Source organism: Deinococcus metalli (genome assembly GCF_014201805.1).
Lineage (GTDB): Bacteria > Deinococcota > Deinococci > Deinococcales > Deinococcaceae > Deinococcus > Deinococcus metalli.
The window spans coordinates 240,212-259,210 of the sequence record NZ_JACHFK010000006.1; the positions used below are offsets into that span (position 1 = coordinate 240,212).

Annotated in this window: 22 protein-coding genes and 1 tRNA gene; 13 read left to right on the forward strand and 10 right to left on the reverse strand. The window is 72.9% G+C overall.

What is annotated here, in order from left to right:
• The first annotated feature begins 1 nt into the window (after nucleotide 1).
• Nucleotides 2–436, forward strand: coding sequence for a response regulator (locus HNQ07_RS13490; protein ID WP_184112611.1), 435 nt, complete (start codon nucleotides 2–4; stop codon nucleotides 434–436).
• Nucleotides 433–2,406 carry an ATP-binding protein gene (locus HNQ07_RS13495; protein ID WP_184112613.1) on the forward strand — a complete coding sequence of 658 codons (1,974 nt, stop codon included), beginning with the start codon at nucleotides 433–435 and terminating at the stop codon, nucleotides 2,404–2,406. The genes HNQ07_RS13490 and HNQ07_RS13495 overlap by 4 nt, the downstream gene beginning before the upstream one ends.
• 24 nt (nucleotides 2,407–2,430) lie before the next feature.
• Here HNQ07_RS13495 and pyrF read toward each other — a convergent pair whose 3' ends face one another.
• Both pyrF and HNQ07_RS13505 read right to left on the reverse strand, forming a co-directional pair.
• Nucleotides 2,431–3,276 carry an orotidine-5'-phosphate decarboxylase gene (pyrF, locus tag HNQ07_RS13500; protein WP_184112615.1) on the reverse strand — a complete coding sequence of 282 codons (846 nt, stop codon included), beginning with the start codon at nucleotides 3,274–3,276 and terminating at the stop codon, nucleotides 2,431–2,433.
• On the reverse strand, nucleotides 3,273–3,791 hold the full coding sequence (locus HNQ07_RS13505) for a 3-keto-5-aminohexanoate cleavage protein (RefSeq protein WP_229831971.1): 519 nt from the start codon (nucleotides 3,789–3,791) through the stop codon (nucleotides 3,273–3,275). The genes pyrF and HNQ07_RS13505 overlap by 4 nt, the downstream gene beginning before the upstream one ends.
• 211 nt (nucleotides 3,792–4,002) lie before the next feature.
• Between HNQ07_RS13505 and HNQ07_RS13510 the strand changes: the two genes are divergently transcribed.
• Both HNQ07_RS13510 and HNQ07_RS13515 read left to right on the forward strand, forming a co-directional pair.
• A complete protein-coding gene (locus HNQ07_RS13510) occupies nucleotides 4,003–4,854 on the forward strand; it encodes a DUF1028 domain-containing protein (protein WP_184112617.1) in 852 nt (283 codons plus the stop codon).
• 32 nt (nucleotides 4,855–4,886) lie between these two features.
• Nucleotides 4,887–5,354, forward strand: coding sequence for an Rrf2 family transcriptional regulator (locus tag HNQ07_RS13515; RefSeq protein ID WP_184112619.1), 468 nt, complete (start codon nucleotides 4,887–4,889; stop codon nucleotides 5,352–5,354).
• 15 nt (nucleotides 5,355–5,369) lie between these two features.
• Here HNQ07_RS13515 and HNQ07_RS13520 read toward each other — a convergent pair whose 3' ends face one another.
• Complete coding sequence (locus HNQ07_RS13520; RefSeq protein WP_184112621.1) at nucleotides 5,370–6,011, reverse strand: hypothetical protein; 642 nt, start codon at nucleotides 6,009–6,011, stop codon at nucleotides 5,370–5,372.
• Nucleotides 6,012–6,167: 156 nt separating this feature from the next.
• Here HNQ07_RS13520 and HNQ07_RS13525 point away from each other — a divergent pair, with 156 nt between their 5' ends.
• Nucleotides 6,168–7,322 (forward strand): N-acetylmuramoyl-L-alanine amidase family protein, encoded by a 1,155-nt coding sequence (locus tag HNQ07_RS13525; RefSeq protein WP_308430873.1) that lies wholly within the window; start codon nucleotides 6,168–6,170, stop codon nucleotides 7,320–7,322.
• Nucleotides 7,323–7,366: 44 nt separating this feature from the next.
• On the opposite strand, the gene HNQ07_RS13530 is transcribed toward HNQ07_RS13525, so the two are convergent.
• The 3 genes from HNQ07_RS13530 to HNQ07_RS13540 all read right to left on the reverse strand — a co-directional run bounded on the left by HNQ07_RS13530 (nucleotide 7,367) and on the right by HNQ07_RS13540 (nucleotide 9,341).
• Nucleotides 7,367–7,442: transfer RNA gene (locus HNQ07_RS13530), tRNA-Lys, on the reverse strand.
• 89 nt (nucleotides 7,443–7,531) lie between these two features.
• Nucleotides 7,532–8,116, reverse strand: coding sequence for a hypothetical protein (locus HNQ07_RS13535; RefSeq protein WP_184112623.1), 585 nt, complete (start codon nucleotides 8,114–8,116; stop codon nucleotides 7,532–7,534).
• Nucleotides 8,117–8,150: 34 nt separating this feature from the next.
• Nucleotides 8,151–9,341, reverse strand: coding sequence for a glutamate ligase domain-containing protein (locus HNQ07_RS13540; RefSeq protein ID WP_184112626.1), 1,191 nt, complete (start codon nucleotides 9,339–9,341; stop codon nucleotides 8,151–8,153).
• A gap of 106 nt (nucleotides 9,342–9,447) precedes the next feature.
• Here HNQ07_RS13540 and purE point away from each other — a divergent pair, with 106 nt between their 5' ends.
• The 4 genes from purE to HNQ07_RS13560 all read left to right on the forward strand — a co-directional run bounded on the left by purE (nucleotide 9,448) and on the right by HNQ07_RS13560 (nucleotide 12,903).
• Nucleotides 9,448–9,945, forward strand: a complete 498-nt coding sequence (gene purE / locus HNQ07_RS13545) for a 5-(carboxyamino)imidazole ribonucleotide mutase (RefSeq protein ID WP_268245899.1) — start codon at nucleotides 9,448–9,450, stop codon at nucleotides 9,943–9,945.
• Nucleotides 9,942–11,057 carry a 5-(carboxyamino)imidazole ribonucleotide synthase gene (gene purK, locus HNQ07_RS13550; protein ID WP_184112628.1) on the forward strand — a complete coding sequence of 372 codons (1,116 nt, stop codon included), beginning with the start codon at nucleotides 9,942–9,944 and terminating at the stop codon, nucleotides 11,055–11,057. The genes purE and purK overlap by 4 nt, the downstream gene beginning before the upstream one ends.
• A gap of 109 nt (nucleotides 11,058–11,166) precedes the next feature.
• On the forward strand, nucleotides 11,167–12,321 hold the full coding sequence (locus tag HNQ07_RS13555) for a VanW family protein (RefSeq protein WP_184112630.1): 1,155 nt from the start codon (nucleotides 11,167–11,169) through the stop codon (nucleotides 12,319–12,321).
• Between the two features lie 24 nt (nucleotides 12,322–12,345).
• The gene (locus tag HNQ07_RS13560) at nucleotides 12,346–12,903 is read left to right on the forward strand and encodes a GNAT family N-acetyltransferase (protein WP_184112631.1); all 558 of its coding nucleotides are present in this window, start codon (nucleotides 12,346–12,348) and stop codon (nucleotides 12,901–12,903) included.
• Between the two features lie 10 nt (nucleotides 12,904–12,913).
• Here HNQ07_RS13560 and argB read toward each other — a convergent pair whose 3' ends face one another.
• The 4 genes from argB to HNQ07_RS13580 all read right to left on the reverse strand — a co-directional run bounded on the left by argB (nucleotide 12,914) and on the right by HNQ07_RS13580 (nucleotide 16,191).
• Nucleotides 12,914–13,663, reverse strand: a complete 750-nt coding sequence (argB, locus tag HNQ07_RS13565; protein WP_184112633.1) for an acetylglutamate kinase — start codon at nucleotides 13,661–13,663, stop codon at nucleotides 12,914–12,916.
• 81 nt (nucleotides 13,664–13,744) lie between these two features.
• Entirely contained in the window at nucleotides 13,745–14,821 is a 1,077-nt protein-coding gene (locus HNQ07_RS13570) for a PilT/PilU family type 4a pilus ATPase (RefSeq protein WP_184112634.1), read from the reverse strand.
• 137 nt (nucleotides 14,822–14,958) lie between these two features.
• Entirely contained in the window at nucleotides 14,959–15,558 is a 600-nt protein-coding gene (locus HNQ07_RS13575; protein ID WP_184112635.1) for a DinB family protein, read from the reverse strand.
• Between the two features lie 42 nt (nucleotides 15,559–15,600).
• Nucleotides 15,601–16,191, reverse strand: a complete 591-nt coding sequence (locus tag HNQ07_RS13580; RefSeq protein WP_229831970.1) for a 5-formyltetrahydrofolate cyclo-ligase — start codon at nucleotides 16,189–16,191, stop codon at nucleotides 15,601–15,603.
• Nucleotides 16,192–16,261: 70 nt separating this feature from the next.
• Here HNQ07_RS13580 and HNQ07_RS13585 point away from each other — a divergent pair, with 70 nt between their 5' ends.
• From HNQ07_RS13585 to HNQ07_RS13600, 4 genes are read left to right on the forward strand one after another with little or no spacing between them, the layout of a single operon-like run.
• Nucleotides 16,262–16,747 carry a hypothetical protein gene (locus tag HNQ07_RS13585; protein ID WP_184112636.1) on the forward strand — a complete coding sequence of 162 codons (486 nt, stop codon included), beginning with the start codon at nucleotides 16,262–16,264 and terminating at the stop codon, nucleotides 16,745–16,747.
• Between the two features lie 28 nt (nucleotides 16,748–16,775).
• Nucleotides 16,776–17,681, forward strand: a complete 906-nt coding sequence (locus tag HNQ07_RS13590) for a carbon-nitrogen hydrolase family protein (protein WP_184112637.1) — start codon at nucleotides 16,776–16,778, stop codon at nucleotides 17,679–17,681.
• A complete protein-coding gene (locus HNQ07_RS13595; RefSeq protein WP_184112638.1) occupies nucleotides 17,674–18,189 on the forward strand; it encodes a GNAT family N-acetyltransferase in 516 nt (171 codons plus the stop codon). The genes HNQ07_RS13590 and HNQ07_RS13595 overlap by 8 nt, the downstream gene beginning before the upstream one ends.
• A gap of 46 nt (nucleotides 18,190–18,235) precedes the next feature.
• Entirely contained in the window at nucleotides 18,236–18,997 is a 762-nt protein-coding gene (locus HNQ07_RS13600) for a metallophosphoesterase family protein (protein ID WP_184112782.1), read from the forward strand.
• Nucleotides 18,998–18,999 lie beyond the last annotated feature (2 nt).

Here is an 18,999-nt window from a genome sequence, read left to right on the forward strand (position 1 = left end):
CATGGACGAACGCTTCCTGCTGGTGATCGAGGACAGCGACGAGGACTTCGAGGCGGTGCTGTGGGCCCTGCGGCGCCTGGGCCGCGACGTGCGCCTGGAGCGCTGCACCGACGGTGACCAGGCGATGCAGCGCCTGCACTTGGACGGCGAGCCGTGCCCCGGCCTGATCCTGCTCGACCTGAACCTGCCGGGCACCGACGGCCGCGAGGTGCTCGCCCACCTCAAGCGCGATCCCGTGCTGCACGTGCTGCCGGTGCTGGTGATGTCCACGTCCTCCAGCGACGACGACGTGCGCGCGTGCTACGACGCCGGCGCGAACGGATACCTGGTCAAGCCGGTGGACTTCGCGCAGTTCACGCACCAGATCCGCGTGATGTGCGAGTTCTGGCTCGACACCGCGCAGCTGCCGGTGCCCCTCCGGCCGGGACAGCAATGACGGTGCACCCCACCGGCGCCGGCGCGGCCCCGCTGCGTATCCTGATCGTGGACGACAGCCCCGAGGACGCCGACACCTTCTCGCGCTTCCTGCGCCGCTGGCCGGACCAGCCGGTCGAGCTGCACACCGCCGAACTTGGCGAGGACGCCATCGAGCAGCTGCGTCACGCGCCGCCGGACCTGCTGCTGCTCGACTACCAGCTGCCGGACATGACCGGGGTGGAGTTTCTCGCGCAGGCCCGGCCGGACTGCCCGGTGATCATGCTGACCGGCCTGGGCGACGAGCGGGTCGCCGTGAACGCCATGCAGGCCGGCGCGCAGGACTACCTCGTGAAGGGCACGCTGAAGTCCGACGACCTGTGGCGGGCTGCGGCCAACGCCATCGAACGCCGCGCGCTGGAACGCGACCTGCGCCGCGAGCAGCAGCGGTCGCGCACCATCCTGGAGAGCATCACGGACGGTTTTCTGTCGCTGGACGCGGCGCAGCACGTGACCTACCTGAACGCCGCGGCGTGCGAACTGCTGGGCGTGACGGCCGCCAGCGCGCTGCACCGGCCGCTGCTGGACGCCCTGCCGTGGCTGGCCGGCACCGCGCTGCCCACGGCGCTGAGCGCTGCTGACGACGCGCAGACGACCGTGTCCGAGGAACTCCACGACCCGCACACCGACCGCTGGCTGGGCGTGCGCGTGTACCCGGCGCCGGGCGGCCTGTCGGTGTACCTGGGCGACGTCACGCTGCGGATGCACGCCCAGGAACGCGACCGTCAGGCGACCGCCCGCCTGCGGCAGCTGTACGGCGCGTCGCTGGCCCTGAACACCGTGCTGCTGCTGGAGGACTCCGAGCAGCTGATCGTGGACCAGGCGCAGCACGTGCTCGGCGCCCGCAGCGCCGCGCTGGTCCTGTACGTCTTCGACGACGACGTGCCCCGGCTGCGCGTCACGGCCGTGGCCGGCCCGGCGCCGGACCTGCCCGCCCCGCCGGCCGCCCTGGCGCTGGACGACCCGCACGCCCTGGCCCACGCGGCGCGCGCGGGCCACGTGGTCACGCCGCCCGACGGCGCCCCCGGGTGGACCGCCGTGCCGATCACCCAGGGCAGCCGCGTGCTGGGCGTGCTGGGCGTACTGGACATGCCGCTGTCGACGCCCGACGACCGCACGCTGCTCCTGACCTTCGCGGAACTGTGCGCCCAGACGCTTGACCGCGTGACGCTCGCGCAGGCCGAGCGGCAGCACCGCCTGACGCTGGAACGCCGTGTGCAGGAGCGCACGGCCGCGCTGGAACGCAGCAACCGTGAACTGGAGCAGTTCGCGTACGTCGCGTCGCACGACCTCAAGGAGCCGCTGCGGACCGTGAGTTCCTTCGCGCAGCTGCTCCAGGGCCGCCACGGCGCGCAGCTCGACGAGCGCGGGCAGCGCTACCTGACCATCGTGATCGAGGGCGCGCAGCGCATGTTCACCCTGATCGAGGACGTGCTCGCCATGGCCCGTGTGAGCCACGCCGCCAGCCCCCGCCCGGTGCACCTCGACGGCCTGCTGGACGACGTGGTCTCGAGCCTGGACTCGCTGAGCCAGGAGACCGGCGCGCAGATCACGTCCTCGCCGCTGCCCACGCTGGCCGGCGATCCCACGCAGTTCGTGCAGCTGTTCCAGAACGTGATCGGCAACGCCCTGAAGTTCCGCCGGCCCGGCGTGCCGCCGCGCGTGCACGTCGCCGCCCACCCGGTGCCCGAGGGCTGGGAATTCACGGTCACGGACAACGGCATCGGCATGGAGGCGCAGTACCTGGAGCAGGTGTTCACGGTGTTCCAGCGGCTGCACAGCCGTCAGGCGTATCCCGGCAACGGTATCGGGCTGTCGGTGTGCCAGAAGATCGTGGAGAGCCACGGCGGGCGCATCTGGCTGGAGTCGGTGCCGGACCAGGGCACCACCCTGCACTTCACGCTGCCCGAACGCCCCGCGCTGCCCGCGTGAGCCCGGTTCCGGCGCGCACCGGGATCAGGGCGCGGCGACGCCCAGCGCGGCGTTCAGGTCGTCCCGGAAGGTGCGCGCCGCCGCCACGCTCGCGGTCACGTCCAGGCCGCTGGCGTACTGCACGCCCCGGCTGGCGCTCGCCAGGGCACCCACCCCGCCCGGCGCGAAGGCTCCGGTGAGCGCACCGGCCGCGCCGCCCTGCGCGCCCAGGCCCGGCAGCAGCAGCAGGGCACGCGGCATCAGCGCGCGGTACAGCGCCAGGTCCTGCGGGTGCGTGGCGCCCACCACCGCGCCCACGCTGGCGTACCCGGTGCCCGGCTTCCCGGCGCCCAACTCCTCGGTGCCCAGCTCCTCGGCGCACAGCCGCGCCACCTCGACCGCCACGCGCTCGCTCACGCCGCTGCCCTGCAGGTCGCCCTGGCCGGGGTTGCTGGTCTTGACCAGCACGAACACCGCGCCACCCTGCGCCCGCGCGGTCTCCACGAAGGGCGTCAGGGTCTCGAAGCCCAGGAAGGGATTGACGGTCAGCGCCGCGCCCGCGTGCCGGCCGGTCAACCAGCCCTGCGCGTAGGCCAGGGCGGTGCTGCCGATGTCGCCGCGCTTGCCGTCCAGCAGCACCGGCAGGCCCAGCGTACGGGCCGCCGCACAGACCTCCTCTAGGATGTGCAGGCCCTCCAGGCCCAGCGCCTCGTAGAACGCGAGCTGCGGCTTGACGCATGCGGCGTACGGCGCGGTGGCCTCCAGCACGTCGAGCGTGTGCGCCCGCAGGTGATCCGGGTCGCGGTAGGCCTCGGTGCGCGGGTCGAGGCCCACGCACAGACGCGTGCCGAGGCGGCGGGTGCGGTCCGTGACCACGTGCGCGAACGTCATCGCGCCGAGGCTAACACGTCGCGGGCCGCTGCCACGAGGGCCGCGTTGCCCGGTGCCGGCGATCCGTCCGGCAGCCGCACGGTGTCCTCCAGCCCGGTGCGGGTGGACAGGCCCAGGGCGGCGGCGCGGCGCAGCATCGGCCACGCGCTGCGGTCCAGGCCGTGCAGCAGCCGGGGCACGGCCGGCGCCACGCCCGCCAGGCCGCGCAACAGGTCATCTGCGAGGGGCAGTGCGGTGGCCACCGGTTCGTCCGGGAGTTCTACCAGTACCCGCAGTGTCCGCTGGGCCTGCGGCCACGCCCGGAAGGTGGCGACCGCGTGCGGGTTCCACACCCCCGCCTCGACGCCGATGTCCGCCGCCAGCAGCACATCGGCCAGCGCCAGGGCGTGCGGCTCGTGCAGGTTCACGGACACGAAGTCCGGCCGCTCTGCGGGGGTCAGGGCCGCGTAGGCGCGCGCGGCGTCCAGGTGCCCGGCCACGTCGGGCAGGATCCAGAACCCGCTGGAGATCCCCACCGGCACTCCTGGGCACGCGGCGCGCACCGCCGTCAGCGCCGCGCGGGTGCAGGTGCAGCGCGTCGGCGCCCGCTCGCACCGCCGCCAGCGCCTCGCGCGCCAGTTCGGCGGGGGTGACCGGCACGGCCGGGTGCTGCGCCGCGTCCCGGTTGCCGTTCAGGCAGGCCTTGAGCATGCCCCGATGCTACGCCGGCAGCGCTACGCTGCGCGCATGACCTTCTCGATCGCAGCCCGCGACCCGGACACCGGGGACGTCGGTGTGGCCGTCGCCAGCAAGTTCCTCGCCGTGGGCGCCCTGGTGCCGTGGGCGCGGGCCGGGGCCGGCGCGGTCGCCACGCAGAGCTACGTGAATCCCACCTTCGGCCCGGTCGGCCTGGAGCGCCTTGCGGCCGGTCACGCGGCACCCGACGTCAGCGCGCAGTTCCAGCGCGACGATCCGGGCATCGCGCAGCGGCAGTTCGGGATCGTGGACGCCTTTGGGCGCAGCGCCACCTTCACCGGCCCCGGCTGCCACGCGTGGGCGGGCGGCGTGGCGCTGCCGGACGTCGCCATTCAGGGCAACATCCTGACCGGGCCGGAGGTCGTGGACGCTATGCTGGCGGCGTGGCACGCCGGGGCCGGGCTGTCCCTGCCCGCGCGGCTGCTGGGCGCGCTGCGCGCCGGGGACGACGCCGGCGGCGACCGGCGCGGCCGGCAGTCCGCCGCGCTGCTGTGCGCCGGACCGGGGCGCGGCTACGGCGGGCTCACGGACGAGTGGGTGAACCTGCGCGCCGACGACCACCCCCGGCCGTGCCACGAACTCGCGCGGCTGCTGGAGGTTCATGACCTGCTGTTCGGGCGCCCGCAGGAGACCCGGCCCCTGAGCGATCCGGAACTCGCGTGGCTGCGCGCCCGGCTGCTGCGGCAGGGCTACGCCACTCACCTGCCCGACGGCCCGTGGGACGACGCCACCGAGCGCGCCGCGTGGGCGCTGTACGGCACCGAGAACCTCGAGGAGCGCTGGGTGCCGGGCGGGCACGTGGACCCGGTGGCCCTGGCGTACCTGCGCCGGCAGGACGCGTAGGGACGGACCCACCGGCACGTTAGACTGCGCCCATGCGGCTTTCCGCGACGGACGTGTACGCCTTCCAGGCGCTCGGCTTCCTGGGGTCCCAGGAGCCCGGCCGCTGGATATCCAGTGACGAGATCAGCGAATCCACCGGCGTGCACCGGCCGTACCTGGTGCGCATCCTGGCCGCCCTGACCGCCAAGGGCGTCGTGAAGAGCAAGAAGGGCATCGGCGGCGGCTACGCCCTGGCGCGCAAACCCCAGCTGATCAGCCTGTGCGAGGTGGTGCGCGCCATCGACGGCCCGGTCGCGCCGCTGTCGTGCATCAGCCTGAACTGGCACGAACCCTGTGAGGAGGAGAGCCGCTGCCACGTGCGCGCCACCGTGTACACCCGTATGCGTGACGCGATGCTGGGTGTGCTTCAGGAATTCAGCGTGCAGGACCTCGTCACCGACGCGCGTCAGGGCGTGTCCTACGGGCACTGCCTGGGTCACCTGCTCAAGCCCAACGCCTGAGCGCCGGCCCGGCGGTCACTTCAGGTACGGCAGGAAGCGCGCCAGGCCGTCCGCGTCGGGCTCGGTCGAGGAGCGGACCACGCGGTTGCCGCCGAACACCATCAGCAGCCGGTCGTTCGCGCCGCCCGAGGCATTCAGCGTGCCCTGACGCGCGGAGTACGGTCCGCCCAGCACCGCCTGCATGGTGGCCGGATCGAACACCAGCACGCGGCCGCTCAGTTGCGGCGTGTCCGCCGTCACGCCGCCCGACGCCACCACGAAGCCCGTCCTGACGTCCAGCGTGATCTTCTCGGCACTCAGGGCCTTCAAGCGCGCGTCGGTGTACGTCACGTCCCCGCTGGCCGTGACGGTGCTGGCCGCGAGGTCGTATCGCACCTGTGCCGCCTTCAGGGTGCCGCCCTGTCTGGTGGTCAGGGTCACGCCGCTGGCGATCAGGTACGCGCCGGGCTTGAACTGCATCCGCTGGGCGTCCAGCGTGAGCTGTCCGCGGCTGTCCGTGGCCTTCCCGCCCTGCGGCAGCTCAGTCAGGCCGGTGTCGAGGTTCAGGGCCTGCGGGCCGCGCGGCGTGATGGTCAGGCCCCCGAAGGACACGGCGCACGCCGCTCCGACGAACAGCGCGGCGAGGACAGCGGAGCGGATGGAGGACAGCAGCGTCATGGACGTCACCGTAGCGCCCCCGCCACAGCGCCCCGTGAGGAGGTCCGTCAGCCCCACTTCAGGTGGGTACGTCCGGGCCGCTGGAGCGTAGGTCTCGCGCGCGGGGTCTCATGGCCTCCCATCCGCACGTCATGCCGGGCCGCTACACTCCGCGCAGTGAACGGCACTGTTCTTCCCCGTCTGTCAGGGCTGGCCGGCCGGGCCGCGCGCCCTCTGTTCCTGACCTCCCTGCTGTTCGCCGCCATGGCTCCCGAGTCCGCGCAGGCCGCGCCCCGCGTCGGCACGCACGACACCTACACCCGGCTGGTGTTCGACCTGCCCAAGACCGCGCCGCTGGACGTGAGCGTCACCGCCCAGAGCGTCACCGTGAAGCTCGGCGTGCGCCTGAGGACCGAACAGGGTCCCCTGAAGGCGCCGGGCGTGACCGCCTACGCCGTGTCGGGCGGCACCGTCACGGTGACCATGGCCAGCGGCTACGCACACGCCAAGGCGAGCGTGCTGCCGGCCAGCGGGGGCCAGGGCGCCCGGCTCATCATCGACGTGCTCAAGGGCGCGAGCGTCGCGTCCGTGCCGGTGACGCCTGCCCGCAAGGCCGTCGTCACCCGCCCTGCCAGCACCTCGGCGCTGCGCCGTCCCCGGGTGGTGCTCGACGCCGGGCACGGCGGCATCGACCCCGGCATGGCCAGCCGCTGGGTGGTGGAGAAGGAGGTCACGCTGGACGTCGCGCTGCGCACCCGCGCCGAACTGCTCCGCCACGGCGTGGACGTCACCATGGTCCGCACCACCGACACGCAGCTCAGCACCGTCAAGCGCACGGACCTCGACGAACGTTCGCGCCTGGCGACGTCCGGCACCGTCGCCGCATACGTCAGCATCCACGTGAACTCCGGGTCCTCCGCCGCGCAGGGCATCGAGACGTATTACTTCGGGCAGCCACTGGGCGGCAGCAACCGCAGCCTGGCCGTCGCGGAAAACGGTGGCGGCAGCACCGGCGAGGAACTCACCCGGCAGGCCGCGAACAGCGCCCAGAGCGCCCTGGGTGACATCCTCTCGCAGGCCAAGCTGTCGTTCAGCCGCGACCTCGCGCGACGGGTGCAGGCCAGCCTGGTCAGCGCCACGGGCGCGGTCAACCGCGGCGTGCTCACCGACGCCTTCTACGTCATCAAGAACCCCACCACCCCCGCCGTGCTGGTCGAGGTCGGGTACGGCTCGCACCCCACCGAGGGACAGAAACTCGCCACCGCCGCGTACCGTGAGCGCCTCGCCCAGGGCCTCGCCCGCGCCATCCTGGACTTCCTGCACACCGAGTGAGTGCCGACAACGCAAGCCCCCCACGTCGCGGTGGGGGGTCTGTGTGGTGGATCGTGTAGGAATCGAACCTACAACCCGCTGATTAAGAGTCAGCTGCTCTGCCAATTGAGCTAACGATCCGAGCGGTTTTGGGCCACGGCGAACCGGGCGGAGTGGAGTATGGCAGGGCCTGGCGGTGCTGTCAAGCGTTAGCAGGCCCTGCCGGGCGTTCAGTCGGGCAGGGCGGCGTTCAGCGCGGCGGCGGCGAGGCCCAGGCCAAGGCCGTAGGCGAGGTGCGCGCCCAAGCGGTTCGCGTGTGTGCGCGCGTCCATGCCGCGCGGACCGTCCTGCAGGCCGAGCAGGGGCGTGATCGTCTCGTCGAGCACCAGCCACAGGCCGGCGCCGAACAGGGCGCCGGTCAGTGGTCCCTGACGCCGAGCCGCGAGGGCGCCGTACGCGGCTCCGCCGAGGACGCCGGTGCCCCAGTGCACGGCCTCGCTCAGGGCGGTGCGGGTGCCCTTCTGCGGCATCTGGTGGGAGATGAGCTGGTACAGGTGCCGTCCCAGCGCTGCGGTGGAGCTCTCGCCGGGCACGTGCTCCTGCCCCAGCGGACTGATCACGTCCTTGTCGGGCTGGGGTTTCACTGCGGTGTCCTGGTCGCCGGCGATCAGCGGGGCCACGCGGGTCGACCACTGGCCCATCAGGAGGGTGCCGGCGGTGCCGGCGAGCACGCCGATCACGGCGTCCCGGTACGCGGGCGAGGGCGTGGGTTCCGGGCGCAGCAGGCGGCGGATGGATGAGCTCAAGGTGGGCATGCTCCACCCTATGTCAGGGCGTGCAGATGGGGCGTTATGGCTCACTTGACCTGCGGCTCAGTTCGGCGCGCACCGTGCCGGCCAGGTACAGACTCCCGGCGACGAGCAGCGTGCCGCCGGGCGGCGTGAGGACCAGCGCGCGGGCCAGTGCCGCAGCGGGATCGTCCACGGCCTCGCCCCCGAAGTGCGCGGCCAGCTCGGCCGGTGGAGTGGCCGCCCCGCCTGGAGCCGTGTACACCCGCACGGGCGCGAGGGCGAGGAGCGGCGCGAGCGCTCCGGCCGTGTCCTTGCGGGCCAGATTCCCGAACAGCAGCACGTCGGCGCGGGCCACGGCTGCGGCCAGCGCGCGGGTCGCGTGCGGGTTGTGCCCGCCGTCCACCAGCACCGTCCGGCCCTCCACCGTGAAGCGTTCCAGCCGGCCCGGATGGGTGGCGTTCAGGGCCGCGTCCACACCCGCCGCGCAGCCGAGCGTCCGCAGCGTGGCGACGGCCAGGGCCGCGTTCTGAAGCTGGTGTGGGCCGGCGAGCACCGGGGGCCGGGGCACGGCGAACACCTCCGGGTGCGTGTGCGGTGTGAACAGCGTCGCGCCCGCTTTCAGCGCGACGTCGCGGATGACGTCCAGCGCCGGGCCGGTCGCGGTGGTCAGCAGGGGCACGCCGGGAAGCGCGGCGCCCGCCTTGTCGCGCGCGATGGCCTCCACGGTGTCGCCCAGCGCGCCCACGTGGTCGAGGTCCACGTTCGTGATCGCCACGGCCGCCACGTTCCTGAGCGCCTGCGTGGCGTCCGAGACGCCGCCCACACCCGCCTCCATCACCGCGAGGTCCACTCCGCCTTCCGCGAAGGCCACGCACGCCAGCGCCAGCGTGAGGTCGAAGAAGGCGGCGTCCGGCGCATGTGCCTGCGCCCACGCGATGAACGCCGCCGTGCGCGCCGGATCCAGGTTCACGCCCTGCACGCGGACACGTTCCTCGTAGTCGTGCAGGTGCGGGCTGGTGAAGCGCCCCGCACGCACGCCGCCGGCGATCAGTCCGGCCTCCAGCATGGCGCAGGTGCTGCCCTTGCCGTTCGTGCCGATCACGCGCACGCTGCGGAAGGCCGCGTCCGGGGCGCCCAGCGTGTCCAGCAGCGCCCGTGCGCCCGCCGGCCCACGCGCCCGGCCGGAGCGCGTGCGGGCGTACAGCCACGCGTAATCGGGAGCAGGGGAGGGCGGCGGCGGGTCCGTCACGCGCCAACGCTAGCGCGTCCAGGGGAGCGCGGGACGCCGGCGGCCCTGTCCGGGTAGCATGCAGCGCGTGACAACCGACGCCTCCGCCAGTGCTCCGCCGCCCCGTGTGGGCGTGGTGATGGGCAGCCGCAGCGATTTCGACACCATGCAGGGCGCCCTGGACGCGCTGCGCGACCTCGGCATTCCGTACGAGGTGCGGGTGCTGTCGGCGCACCGCACGCCCGCGCTGCTGCCCACGTACGGAGCGCGCGCCGAGCGGCTGGGCTTTGCGTGCGTGATCGCCGGGGCGGGCGGCGCGGCGCACCTGCCGGGCATGCTCGCGGCGTTCACGCGCGTGCCGGTGCTGGGCGTGCCGGTGCAGTCGCGCGCGCTGTCGGGCCAGGACAGCCTGCTGAGCATCGTGCAGATGCCCGCTGGGGTGCCGGTGGCGACCTTCGCCATCGGCGCGGCCGGCGCGAAGAACGCCGCGCTGTTCGCCGCCGCGATCCTCGCCACGACCGATCCGGAGGTGCGCGCGGCGCTGGACGCCTTCCGGGCACGTCAGACGCAGGCCGTGCTGGACGAGCCCCATTTCGACGGCCACCCGCCGGCGGGAGCGGAGTGACGGCCTCCCTCGGCATCCTGGGCGGCGGGCAACTCGCGCAGATGCTGGCCCTGGCCACCCTGCCGCTGGGCGTGCGCGTGACGGTGCTGGAGCCCGATCCGCTCGCCCCGGCGCGGCTGTGCGCGGATCACCTGTGCGCGCCGTACACCGACGCGGCGGGCCTGGACGCCCTGGCCGCGTGCGACGCCGTGACGCTGGAGTTCGAGAACGTGCCGGTGGCCGCCCTGGACGGCCTGCGCGGCCGGGTACCAGTGCGGCCTGGCGCGGGCCTGCTGGAACGCAGCAAGCACCGCGCCCGCGAGAAGGAGGCCCTGCGCGCGGCCGGAGCGCGCACCGCACCCTTTGTGGTGATCGAGGAGCCTGCCGCCCTCCAGGGCGCGCTGCGGGCGGTGGGCGGCCACGGCATCCTGAAGACCAGCGAACTCGGGTACGACGGCAAGGGCCAGCGCCGCGTGGTCAGTGACCACGCGCTGGGCGCGGCGTGGGACGAGTTCGGCGGCGTGCCCTGCGTGCTGGAGGGCGTGGTGCCCTTCGAGCGCGAGGTCAGCCTAGGGGTGGCGCGTACGCCCGGTGGGCAGGTGGCCTTCGGGCCGCTGGTGGAGAACGTGCACAGAGGCGGCATCCTGCGCACCAGCGTGTTCCCGGCGGCCGTGCCAGACGGCGTGGAGGCCGCCGCCCGCGAGCAGGCCCGCGCCGTGGCGGACGCGTGGGGGCTGGAGGGCCTGATGACCCTGGAGTTCTTCCAGCTCCAGGGAAGTACGCTGCTGGTGAACGAGGTCGCGCCGCGCGTGCACAACAGCGGGCACCTCACGCAGGACGGCGGCGGCATCAGCCAGTTCGAGGCGCAGGTGCGCGCGGTGCTGGGCCGGCCGCTGACCGACTGGCGGCCCCTGCACCCGTGCGCGATGGTGAACGTGGTCGGCGTGGTGTCCCCCGACGGGGAAGCGCTGGAACCCGACTGGGCCGGCATCGACGCGCTGGAGGGCACCCGCGTGCACCTGTACCACAAGGCGTGGCGGGCGGGGCGCAAGCTCGGGCACGTGAACCTCGTCGCGCCGGACGTCTCCACGCTGCGCGCCCGGCTCGCGCAACTCGAGACGCTGATTCCCTGAGCGGGTGGGGTGGAGGACACCCGGAACGTCAACCCTCCCCCAAGCGCGCGTGAAAAGCGGCGCAACGCGCGCTCACGGGCCGTCAGGTGCGCGCTTCTAGCCTGAACGGGTGAAGCGCTCCCTGCTGGCCCTCCTGACCGTGCCCCTCCTGGGCGCTGCCCACGCCCAGACGCCGTTCAAGCTGATCCTCAGTGCCAGCGAGCACACGCTCCAGAAGGGTGACGTGAAGGTGCGCGCCTTTACGAAGTCGTGGACGCTGCCGGCGGCCGGCGTGAAGGCCAGCAAGGCGCACGGCAAGGTCAGCTCGACCCTCACGCCCGTCCTGTCGCGCATCGAGCGTGCCGTGAACGCCCGCACGCCCCGGCCGGCGGTGTTCCGGAACGTGGGCGGCTCGTGGGTTGCGGCCGACCGGACCGGCTGGGTCTTCGACCGCGACGGCACCAAGGCGAACCTCCTGAAGGCCATCCGCACGGGCAAGGGCAGCGCGCAGGTCGCGTACCGGCGCGTCGTGCCTGCCCGCAGCGTGACGCTGCTCGCGCAGCGCGGCGTGCGGTGGCACGTCGCCACCGGCAGCAGCTCGTACCGCGGCAGTCCGGCGTTCCGCGTGAAGAACATCCTGGTCGGCGCGGACAAGCTCGACAACTTCTTCATCGCGCCCGGCCACGAGTTCGATTTCAACCGCGAGGTCGGGCAGATCGACGCGAGCACCGGCTTCGTGAAGGGCTTCGTGATCAGCGGCGGCACCCTCTCCAAGGAGGACGGCGGCGGCATCTGCCAGGTTAGCACCACCATCTTCCGCGCGCTGTACACGGCCGGGTTGCCCATCGTAGAGCGCCACGAGCACAGCCACCGCGTGCACTACTACGACCCTGTGGGCTTCGAGGCGACCGTGTACGCGCCGGCCAAGAATCTGCGCATGAAGAACGACACCGGCGCGTCCCTGTTCGTCCAGGCCGCGTGGGACACCCGCGCCCAGACGCTGCGCTTCGACGTGTTCGGCGCGAAGACCGGCCGCAGCGTGAACATCAGCACGCCCGTCGTCACGGCGTTCAAGCCCGCGGCCAAGGCCACGTACAGCCCGGACCCGCGCGTCGCGGCCGGGCGGCGGCGCCTGCTCGACACGCCCATGCAGGGCATGACCAGCGTGATCACCCGCACGATCAAGGTGGGCGGCAAGGTCGTCAGCCGGGACAAGCTCAAGAGCGTGTACAAGCCGTGGGGCGCGGTGTACGGCGTGAAACCCGGCGACAAGCGCCTGAACTGAACGCCGCGGGCTATGCTCGCCCGCATGACGCCGCCGACCGTGCCCACCGAGTTCCGCACGCCGCGCTTGCTGCTGCGCGCTCCGCGCCCGCAGGACGCGCGGGCGCAGGTGGAGGCTGTGAACGCCAGCCTGCCGGAACTGCGCCGCTGGATGGTGTGGGCGCAGGAGCCCCAGACGCTGGACGGCGCCCGCGAGAACCTCGCGCAGGCGGCCGAGGCCTACGCGCGGCGCGAGAACCTGCGCCTGCTGGTGTGGACCGAGGACGGCACCCAACTCCTGGGCTCCACCGGCTACCACGCGCTGGACTGGCGCGTGCCGAAAGGGGAGATCGGGTACTGGATCGCCACGGCGCACACCGGGCACGGCTACGCCCAGGAGGTCGCGGCGTTCCTGACCACCTATGCCCTGGACGACCTGCGCTTCCGGCGCGTCGAGATCCGCTGTGACGCGCTCAACGCGCGCAGCGCCCGCATTCCCCGCGCGCTGGGCTACACGCTGGACGCCCGCCTGGTGAACGACGACGTGGCCGCCGACGACCCCACGCGGCTGCGCGACACGCTGATCTACTCGCTCACGCAGTAGGCGTCGCCCGTCACGGCGTGATGCGCGTGCCGGCCTCGCCCCTCGCCGCGGCGGCCAGCACGCCCGCGGTCATGCCGCTGGCGACCACCGCGAAGGGCGCACCCCGGTCCAGGGCGTCCAGCGCGGCGCGCACCTTGGGAATCATGCCGCCCGCAATCCAGCCGTCCGCGATGCCGCCCTCGACCTCGGCGCGGGTGAGCTGCGCGGCGCGGCTGGCCGGGTCGGGGTACGCGCGGTACACGCCGTCCACGTCGGTCAGGAACACCACGCCCTCGTTCAGGGCGCCTGCGACCGCTCCGGCCGCCGTGTCCGCGTTCACGTTCAGCGCGTCCCCGTCCGGCCCGACCGCGACACACCCCAGCACCGGCGTGATCCCGGCGCCCAGCAGCGTCCGCAGCAGGGCCGCGTTCACGCCCGTCACGCGGCCCACGCGGCCCAGCGCCGGATCGAGCACCTCGGCGCGCAGCAGTTCCGAGTCGCGGCCCATCAGCCCGACTGCGCGGCCCACGTCCTGCGAGAGCTGCTTGTTCAGCTGGCACAGCGCCATCTCTACGACGTCCATCGCCTCGGGGGTGGTCACGCGCAGGCCCCCGCGGAATTCGCTCTGCACGCCGCGCGCCGCGAGTTCCCGCTCGATCACGGGGCCGCCCCCGTGCACGACCACCACCGGAAGCTCGGCGCGCAGCGCGGCGATCTCCGCGGCCACCGCGCGCCGCAGCTCCAGGCTCTTCATGGCATTCCCGCCGTACTTGACGATCATGGGGGAAGTGTAGGGCGCAGAAGGTGGACGGCAGGTGGCCACGGTCATTGGCCACCTGCCGTCCACCTGGTACCGCTGCTCCTACGCGAACTGGGCGCGCATCATCATGATCTTCAGCTCGTGCGGGCTGGTGGCCGAGGCCATGGCGTCCTCGGGCGTCATCTTGCCATGGGAGACGAGTTCCGCGAGGTGCTGGTCGAAGGTGTGCATGCCGCGCGAGCCGCCTTCCAGCAGCGCCTGCTTGATCTCCTCGGTGCGTTCGGCGTCCTTGATGCACTCGCGGACGGTGGGCGTGCCCAGCAGGATCTCCATGCCCAGCACGCGGCCACCGCCGGCGCGCGGCAGCAGGCGCTGGCTGATGATGCCCACGACGCTCTCCGACAGGCCCTGGCGGATCTGGTCGCGCTCGTGCGGCGCGAAGAAGTCGATGATGCGGTTCACGGTGCGGATCGCGTCCTGGGTGTGCAGCGTGCTGAACACCAGGTGACCCGTCTGCGCGGCCGACAGCGCCGCCTCGACCGTCTCCTTGTCGCGCATCTCGCCGATCAGGATCACGTCCGGGTCCTGGCGCATGGAGGCGCGCAGGCCGTTGGCGAAACTCAGGGTGTCCATGCCGAGTTCGCGCTGGCTGATCATGGCGAGCTGGTCGCGGTGCAGCACCTCGATGGGGTCTTCGAGCGTCACGATGTTCACGGGCTGCGTGGCGTTGATGTGGTCGAGGATGCTTGCCAGCGTGGTGGTCTTGCCGCTGCCGGTCGGGCCGGTCACCAGGATCAGGCCGCGTTCGTGCTGCGCGAGCGCCTCGAAGGTCTCGCGCGGCAGGCCCAGGTCCCCGAACGACGGAATGGGTTTTTCCTCGATCACGCGCATGATCAGGCCGATGGTGCCGCGCTGGTAGTACGCGTTCACGCGGAAGCGCGCCAGGCTGGGGATGCCGTACGCGAAGTCCGCCTCGCGCCGCTGCACGAAGTGCTCCCACATGGCGGGCGACATCATCTCGCGCGTGAAGGCCTCGACGTGCTCGGGGGTCAGGCGGGACTCGCCGTAGCGCTTGATCTCGCCGTCCACGCGGCCGGCCGGCGCGCTCCCGGTCCGCAGGTGGATGTCGCTCGCGCCATCCTTCACGATCGCTGTCAGTACGCTGTTCAGGACACTCATCTTGATCTCAGCGTACGGAGGGGGTCTTACAGAACTCTAAGCGCCTGCTGCCCCGGACGCCGGATTTTCGGCGTCCGGGCGCCGTTTCCGGTGTACCGGCGCGCACATGCCCCCGATCGTGGGGGGCGGCCCGGCCCTCAGGACAGCGAGTGTTCCGCCACGTGCGCGGTGTCCTGACCGCCGCGCAGGCGCCGGCTTTCCAGGTCCGCGTGCTGCGTCAGGTAGCGCAGCCACGCCTTGGCCGTCAGCGGCCCCAGGCTGTTGTGGTCCACCGTCACGTCGTCCTGCGGCGGGTGGCGGTGCAGCTGTCGCGCGAGGTCCACCGTGCCGGCCCGCGTGCTGGACAGCAGGGCGCGCAGCTCGTCCAGGGACAGCGCGGCCGGGGGCCGGTACGCGCCCGACTCGTCGCGGACATACGCCCGCTCGCGCAGCGCCACGCGCAGCCGGCTCTGCCCCCAGCGCTCGATGGTGATGATGTGCGCGAGCACGTCACGGTTGGCGGGGGTGTCGGCGGCGCGTTCGGCGCGGCCCGCGAGGTGACCCCCTGCGCGCTCCAGGCTCTGCGCGAGGTCCGTGTACGAGCTGCGCCCGGCCGGGGCCTCCAGCACGCGCGACACCACGAAGTCCTTCACGTCCCCCTTGCGTTGCCGCGCCAGGTACGCCGCGCCCGCCGCGACACCGACACCCGCGACGGTCAGGATGGTGGGAACCAGGAGCTTGCTGCGGGGTGACGTCATGCTCCAGAGTACGCGCCCGCTTCCGCCGGGGTTCCGCCGCGCTCACACGTCCGGCGCCGGGCGCGCGGCAATTACCCCGCCGGGAGTGCCGATCAGGGCGACGTGCGAGTCCGGCGGGCACGGCAGCCGCGCCGCAAGCATCCGCAGGTGCGCCAGCGTGTACTCCGGCACGCCCAGGCCCAGGCCCCGCGTGCCCCAGCCGAAGCCCTTGCCGAGCCGCGCGCCCGCGCGGTCCACGGCCACGCACGCGACCACCGCCGCCTGGGCGCCCGTGGGCTCGCGGACGGCCTCGCCCACCGCGGCCATGGCCGACAGGCGCGCCCCGGCCACGTCGGTCAGCCGCCAGTACCACCCGGCCCGGTGCTGGTGCGGCACGTACAGCACCACGCCCGCGCGGAGCGCCAGCTGGCGCAGTGGGCGCAGCGCGCGGTCCGGCCCCACGACCAGCGTGCGCAGGCCCGCGACGTCCGGGTGGGTCAGCAGGTGCTGCGCGGCCCGGCGCGCGTGCGTGAAGTTGGGGTGGTGGCCGTGCGGCGGCAGCGGGTGGCCGCACGCGCGGGCGCGCAGCAGCGCCGTCCACACGTGTTCGCGGTACGCGCCCGCCGTGGTCGGCGGGGCCATGTCCACCGTCATACCCCCACCGTAGCGTGCGGGAAGGGTGCCGGGTACAGTGAAGGCAATCCGAGTTTCCGTGGAGGTTGACGTGACGATCCGCTCCCTGACCGCCCGCCGTGCCCTCGCCGCCCTGACCGTGTGCGCCCTGAGCGGCGCCGCCGGTGCCGACCGCACCCCCGCCAACCTCAAGACCTTCAAGACCGTGTGCGTGAACGCCGGGTTCCACGAGCAGGACAAGGAGAACGAGGCCATCCGCAGCAAGCTCATCGGGCGGATCTACGACGCGCTGGACGGAGCGAAGATCGCGACCGCCGAGGCGCCGTGCCAGCCCAAGGGCCTGAGCAGCACCGGGCAGCTGAACCTGTACTTCGACTTCACGACCACCACCGACGGCAAGACCTTCGACGCCCTCCTGGAGGGCTGGCTGAGCAAGGACGGCGCCTACGAGAGCGTGACGCTGTGGCAGGACAACATCTTCGGCGCGATGGACGCCGGCAGCGGCGCGCTGGAGGCCGCAGACGTGCTGGACGAGCTGATAGACGGCTTCGTGAAGGACTGGAAGACCGTCCACTGAGCCGCCCGGCCGCCGCTAGACTGGCGCCATGACGGTCATCCGTGTGGCAGTGGCAGCGTACCCGGTGGACTTCCACCCGGACTGGGCGGCGTACGAGGCGAAGGTCACGGCGTGGGTGCACGACGCCGCGGCCCAGGGCGCCGCGCTGCTGGTGTTCCCGGAGTACGGCGCGCTGGAACTCGTCAGTCTGCTGCCCCCGGAGCTGCACCACGACGTGCTGGCGATGCGGCCCGCGCTCCAGGCGTGGCTGCCGGATTTCCTCGACCTGCACGCCCGGCTCGCGCGGCAGCATGGCGTGGGCATCGTCGCGGCGAGCTACCCGGTCGCGGCGGCGGGCGGCTACGTGAACCGCGCGCATGTGATCGGCCCGGACGGCGCGGTGTCGTGGCAGGACAAGCTGATGATGACCCGCTTCGAGGACGAGGAGTGGCACATCTCGCCCGGCCACGGCACGCGGGTCTTCGAGCTGGGCGGCGTGACCTTCGGCGTCGCCATCTGCTACGACAGCGAGTTTCCGCAGCTGGCCCGCACCCTCGCGGAGGCCGGGGCGGACGTGCTGGTCGTGCCGTCTTTCACCGGCTCGCGCCACGGGTACACGCGCGTGCGGGTGGGCAGCATGGCCCGCGCGCTGGAGGGCCAGTGCTACGCGCTGCACGCCCCGCTGATCGCGGACGCCGCGTGGACCTACGCCGTCGAGGACGCGCACGGCATGAGCGCCATCTACGCGCCCGCCGACAACGGCCTGCCGGCGGACGGCGTGGTGGCGCAGGGCGAATGGAACGCACCCGGGTGGCTGGTGCACGACCTCGACCTCGCGCTCACCCGGACCGTGCGGGTGGACGGGCACGTCCTGAACTGGCGCGACCGCGTGGCGGCCCAGGAGCGTCCCACCGCCCCCGAGACGGTCACGCTGGCCGTGCCGGTCCGTGGCTGAACCCGGCGCCGTGGTGCGCGTCCTGACGGCCGCCGACGCGCCCGCGTACCGCGCGGTGCGCCTCGCCGCCCTGCGCAGCGATCCGCTCGCCTTCCTGACCACCGCCGACGAGTTCGCGGCCCGGCCTCTGGACAGCGTTGCCGCGCGCCTGGAGCCGACGGAACGGACGGTCACCCTCGGCGCGTTCGTGGACGGCGCGCTGGTGGGCCTGCTGACGCTGGCACGCGAGGAGGCCGCGATCATGGCGCACCGGGTGAATGTGTACGGCGTGTCCGTCGCGCCCGGTGCCCGTGGGCGCGGCGTGGGGGACGCGCTGGTCCGCGCGGCCATCGCCCACGTCCGTGCGTGGCCCGGCGTGGCCACCCTGAACCTCGCCGTGATGGACACGCAGGGCAGTGCCCGGCGCCTGTACGAACGCCACGGCTTCCGGGTGTGGGGCCGGCAGCCGGACGCCGTGCGGCGCGACGGCCTCGTCCTCGCCGAGGACTGGATGACCCTGAGCGTATAACGCGTTTGCGTGGAAAGACCGTGCGTCACGGACGCAGGGCGCTATCATCGGTGGCGTGCGGCTCCTGCTGCTTTCCGACATCCACGCGAACCACACCGCGCTCCAGGCGGTGCTCAGCGACGCTGAGGCCCGCAAATACGACCAGGTGATCCACCTGGGCGACGCGCTGGGCTACGGCCCGCATCCGCGCGAGGTGCTTGACACGCTGCGCGACCTGGACGCTGTGTGCATCATGGGCAACCACGACCACATGCTGCTCGAGTACGCCGACGGCACGCGGCCCGTCAAGGACAGCGTGGTGTCGGTGGCCCTCAAGTACCAGCTCGAGCGGCTGTCCGAGCGTGACGTCGCGTGGGTCCGGACGTGGCGCGACGGTGTGGACGACCCGGACATCGGCGCGCGCTACCGCCACGGCACGCCCACCAGCCTCGACGAGTACACCGACTCCGTCACGGCCGCCCGCGAGGCCTTTGCGCAGTGGCACGGGCGCCTGGCCTTCGTCGGGCACACCCACGTGCCCGCCGTGTACGCCACCCTGAACGCTCCGGTCGGCGAGTGGATCAAGATGCAGCTGTTCCAGGACGGCGGCAGCTACCTCGTGCCGCCCAGCACCCGCGTGATCCTGAACCCCGGCAGCGTGGGCCAGCCGCGCGACGGCAACCCCAGGGCGAGCTACGCGGTGTTTGACTCGGTGCGCATGCACTACGAGGTGTTCCGCGTGCAGTACGACATCGAGCGCGCGCAGGAAGCGGCCCTGGAGGCCGGGCTGCCGCAGGTGCTCGCCGCCCGGCTGGCCGTCGGGAAGTAGGG

Bases quoted from the DNA above. Each gene is read 5' to 3' on its own strand.
- HNQ07_RS13490 (WP_184112611.1), top strand. From the start codon at position 2: ATGGACGAACGCTTCCTGCTGGTGATCGAGGACAGCGACGAGGACTTC.
- HNQ07_RS13495 (WP_184112613.1), top strand. From the start codon at position 433: ATGACGGTGCACCCCACCGGCGCCGGCGCGGCCCCGCTGCGTATCCTG.
- pyrF (WP_184112615.1), bottom strand. From the start codon at position 3,276: ATGACGTTCGCGCACGTGGTCACGGACCGCACCCGCCGCCTCGGCACG.
- HNQ07_RS13510 (WP_184112617.1), top strand. From the start codon at position 4,003: ATGACCTTCTCGATCGCAGCCCGCGACCCGGACACCGGGGACGTCGGT.
- HNQ07_RS13515 (WP_184112619.1), top strand. From the start codon at position 4,887: ATGCGGCTTTCCGCGACGGACGTGTACGCCTTCCAGGCGCTCGGCTTC.
- HNQ07_RS13520 (WP_184112621.1), bottom strand. From the start codon at position 6,011: ATGACGCTGCTGTCCTCCATCCGCTCCGCTGTCCTCGCCGCGCTGTTC.
- HNQ07_RS13535 (WP_184112623.1), bottom strand. From the start codon at position 8,116: ATGCCCACCTTGAGCTCATCCATCCGCCGCCTGCTGCGCCCGGAACCC.
- HNQ07_RS13560 (WP_184112631.1), top strand. From the start codon at position 12,346: ATGACGCCGCCGACCGTGCCCACCGAGTTCCGCACGCCGCGCTTGCTG.
- argB (WP_184112633.1), bottom strand. From the start codon at position 13,663: ATGATCGTCAAGTACGGCGGGAATGCCATGAAGAGCCTGGAGCTGCGG.
- HNQ07_RS13570 (WP_184112634.1), bottom strand. From the start codon at position 14,821: ATGAGTGTCCTGAACAGCGTACTGACAGCGATCGTGAAGGATGGCGCG.
- HNQ07_RS13575 (WP_184112635.1), bottom strand. From the start codon at position 15,558: ATGACGTCACCCCGCAGCAAGCTCCTGGTTCCCACCATCCTGACCGTC.
- HNQ07_RS13580 (WP_229831970.1), bottom strand. From the start codon at position 16,191: ATGACGGTGGACATGGCCCCGCCGACCACGGCGGGCGCGTACCGCGAA.
- HNQ07_RS13590 (WP_184112637.1), top strand. From the start codon at position 16,776: ATGACGGTCATCCGTGTGGCAGTGGCAGCGTACCCGGTGGACTTCCAC.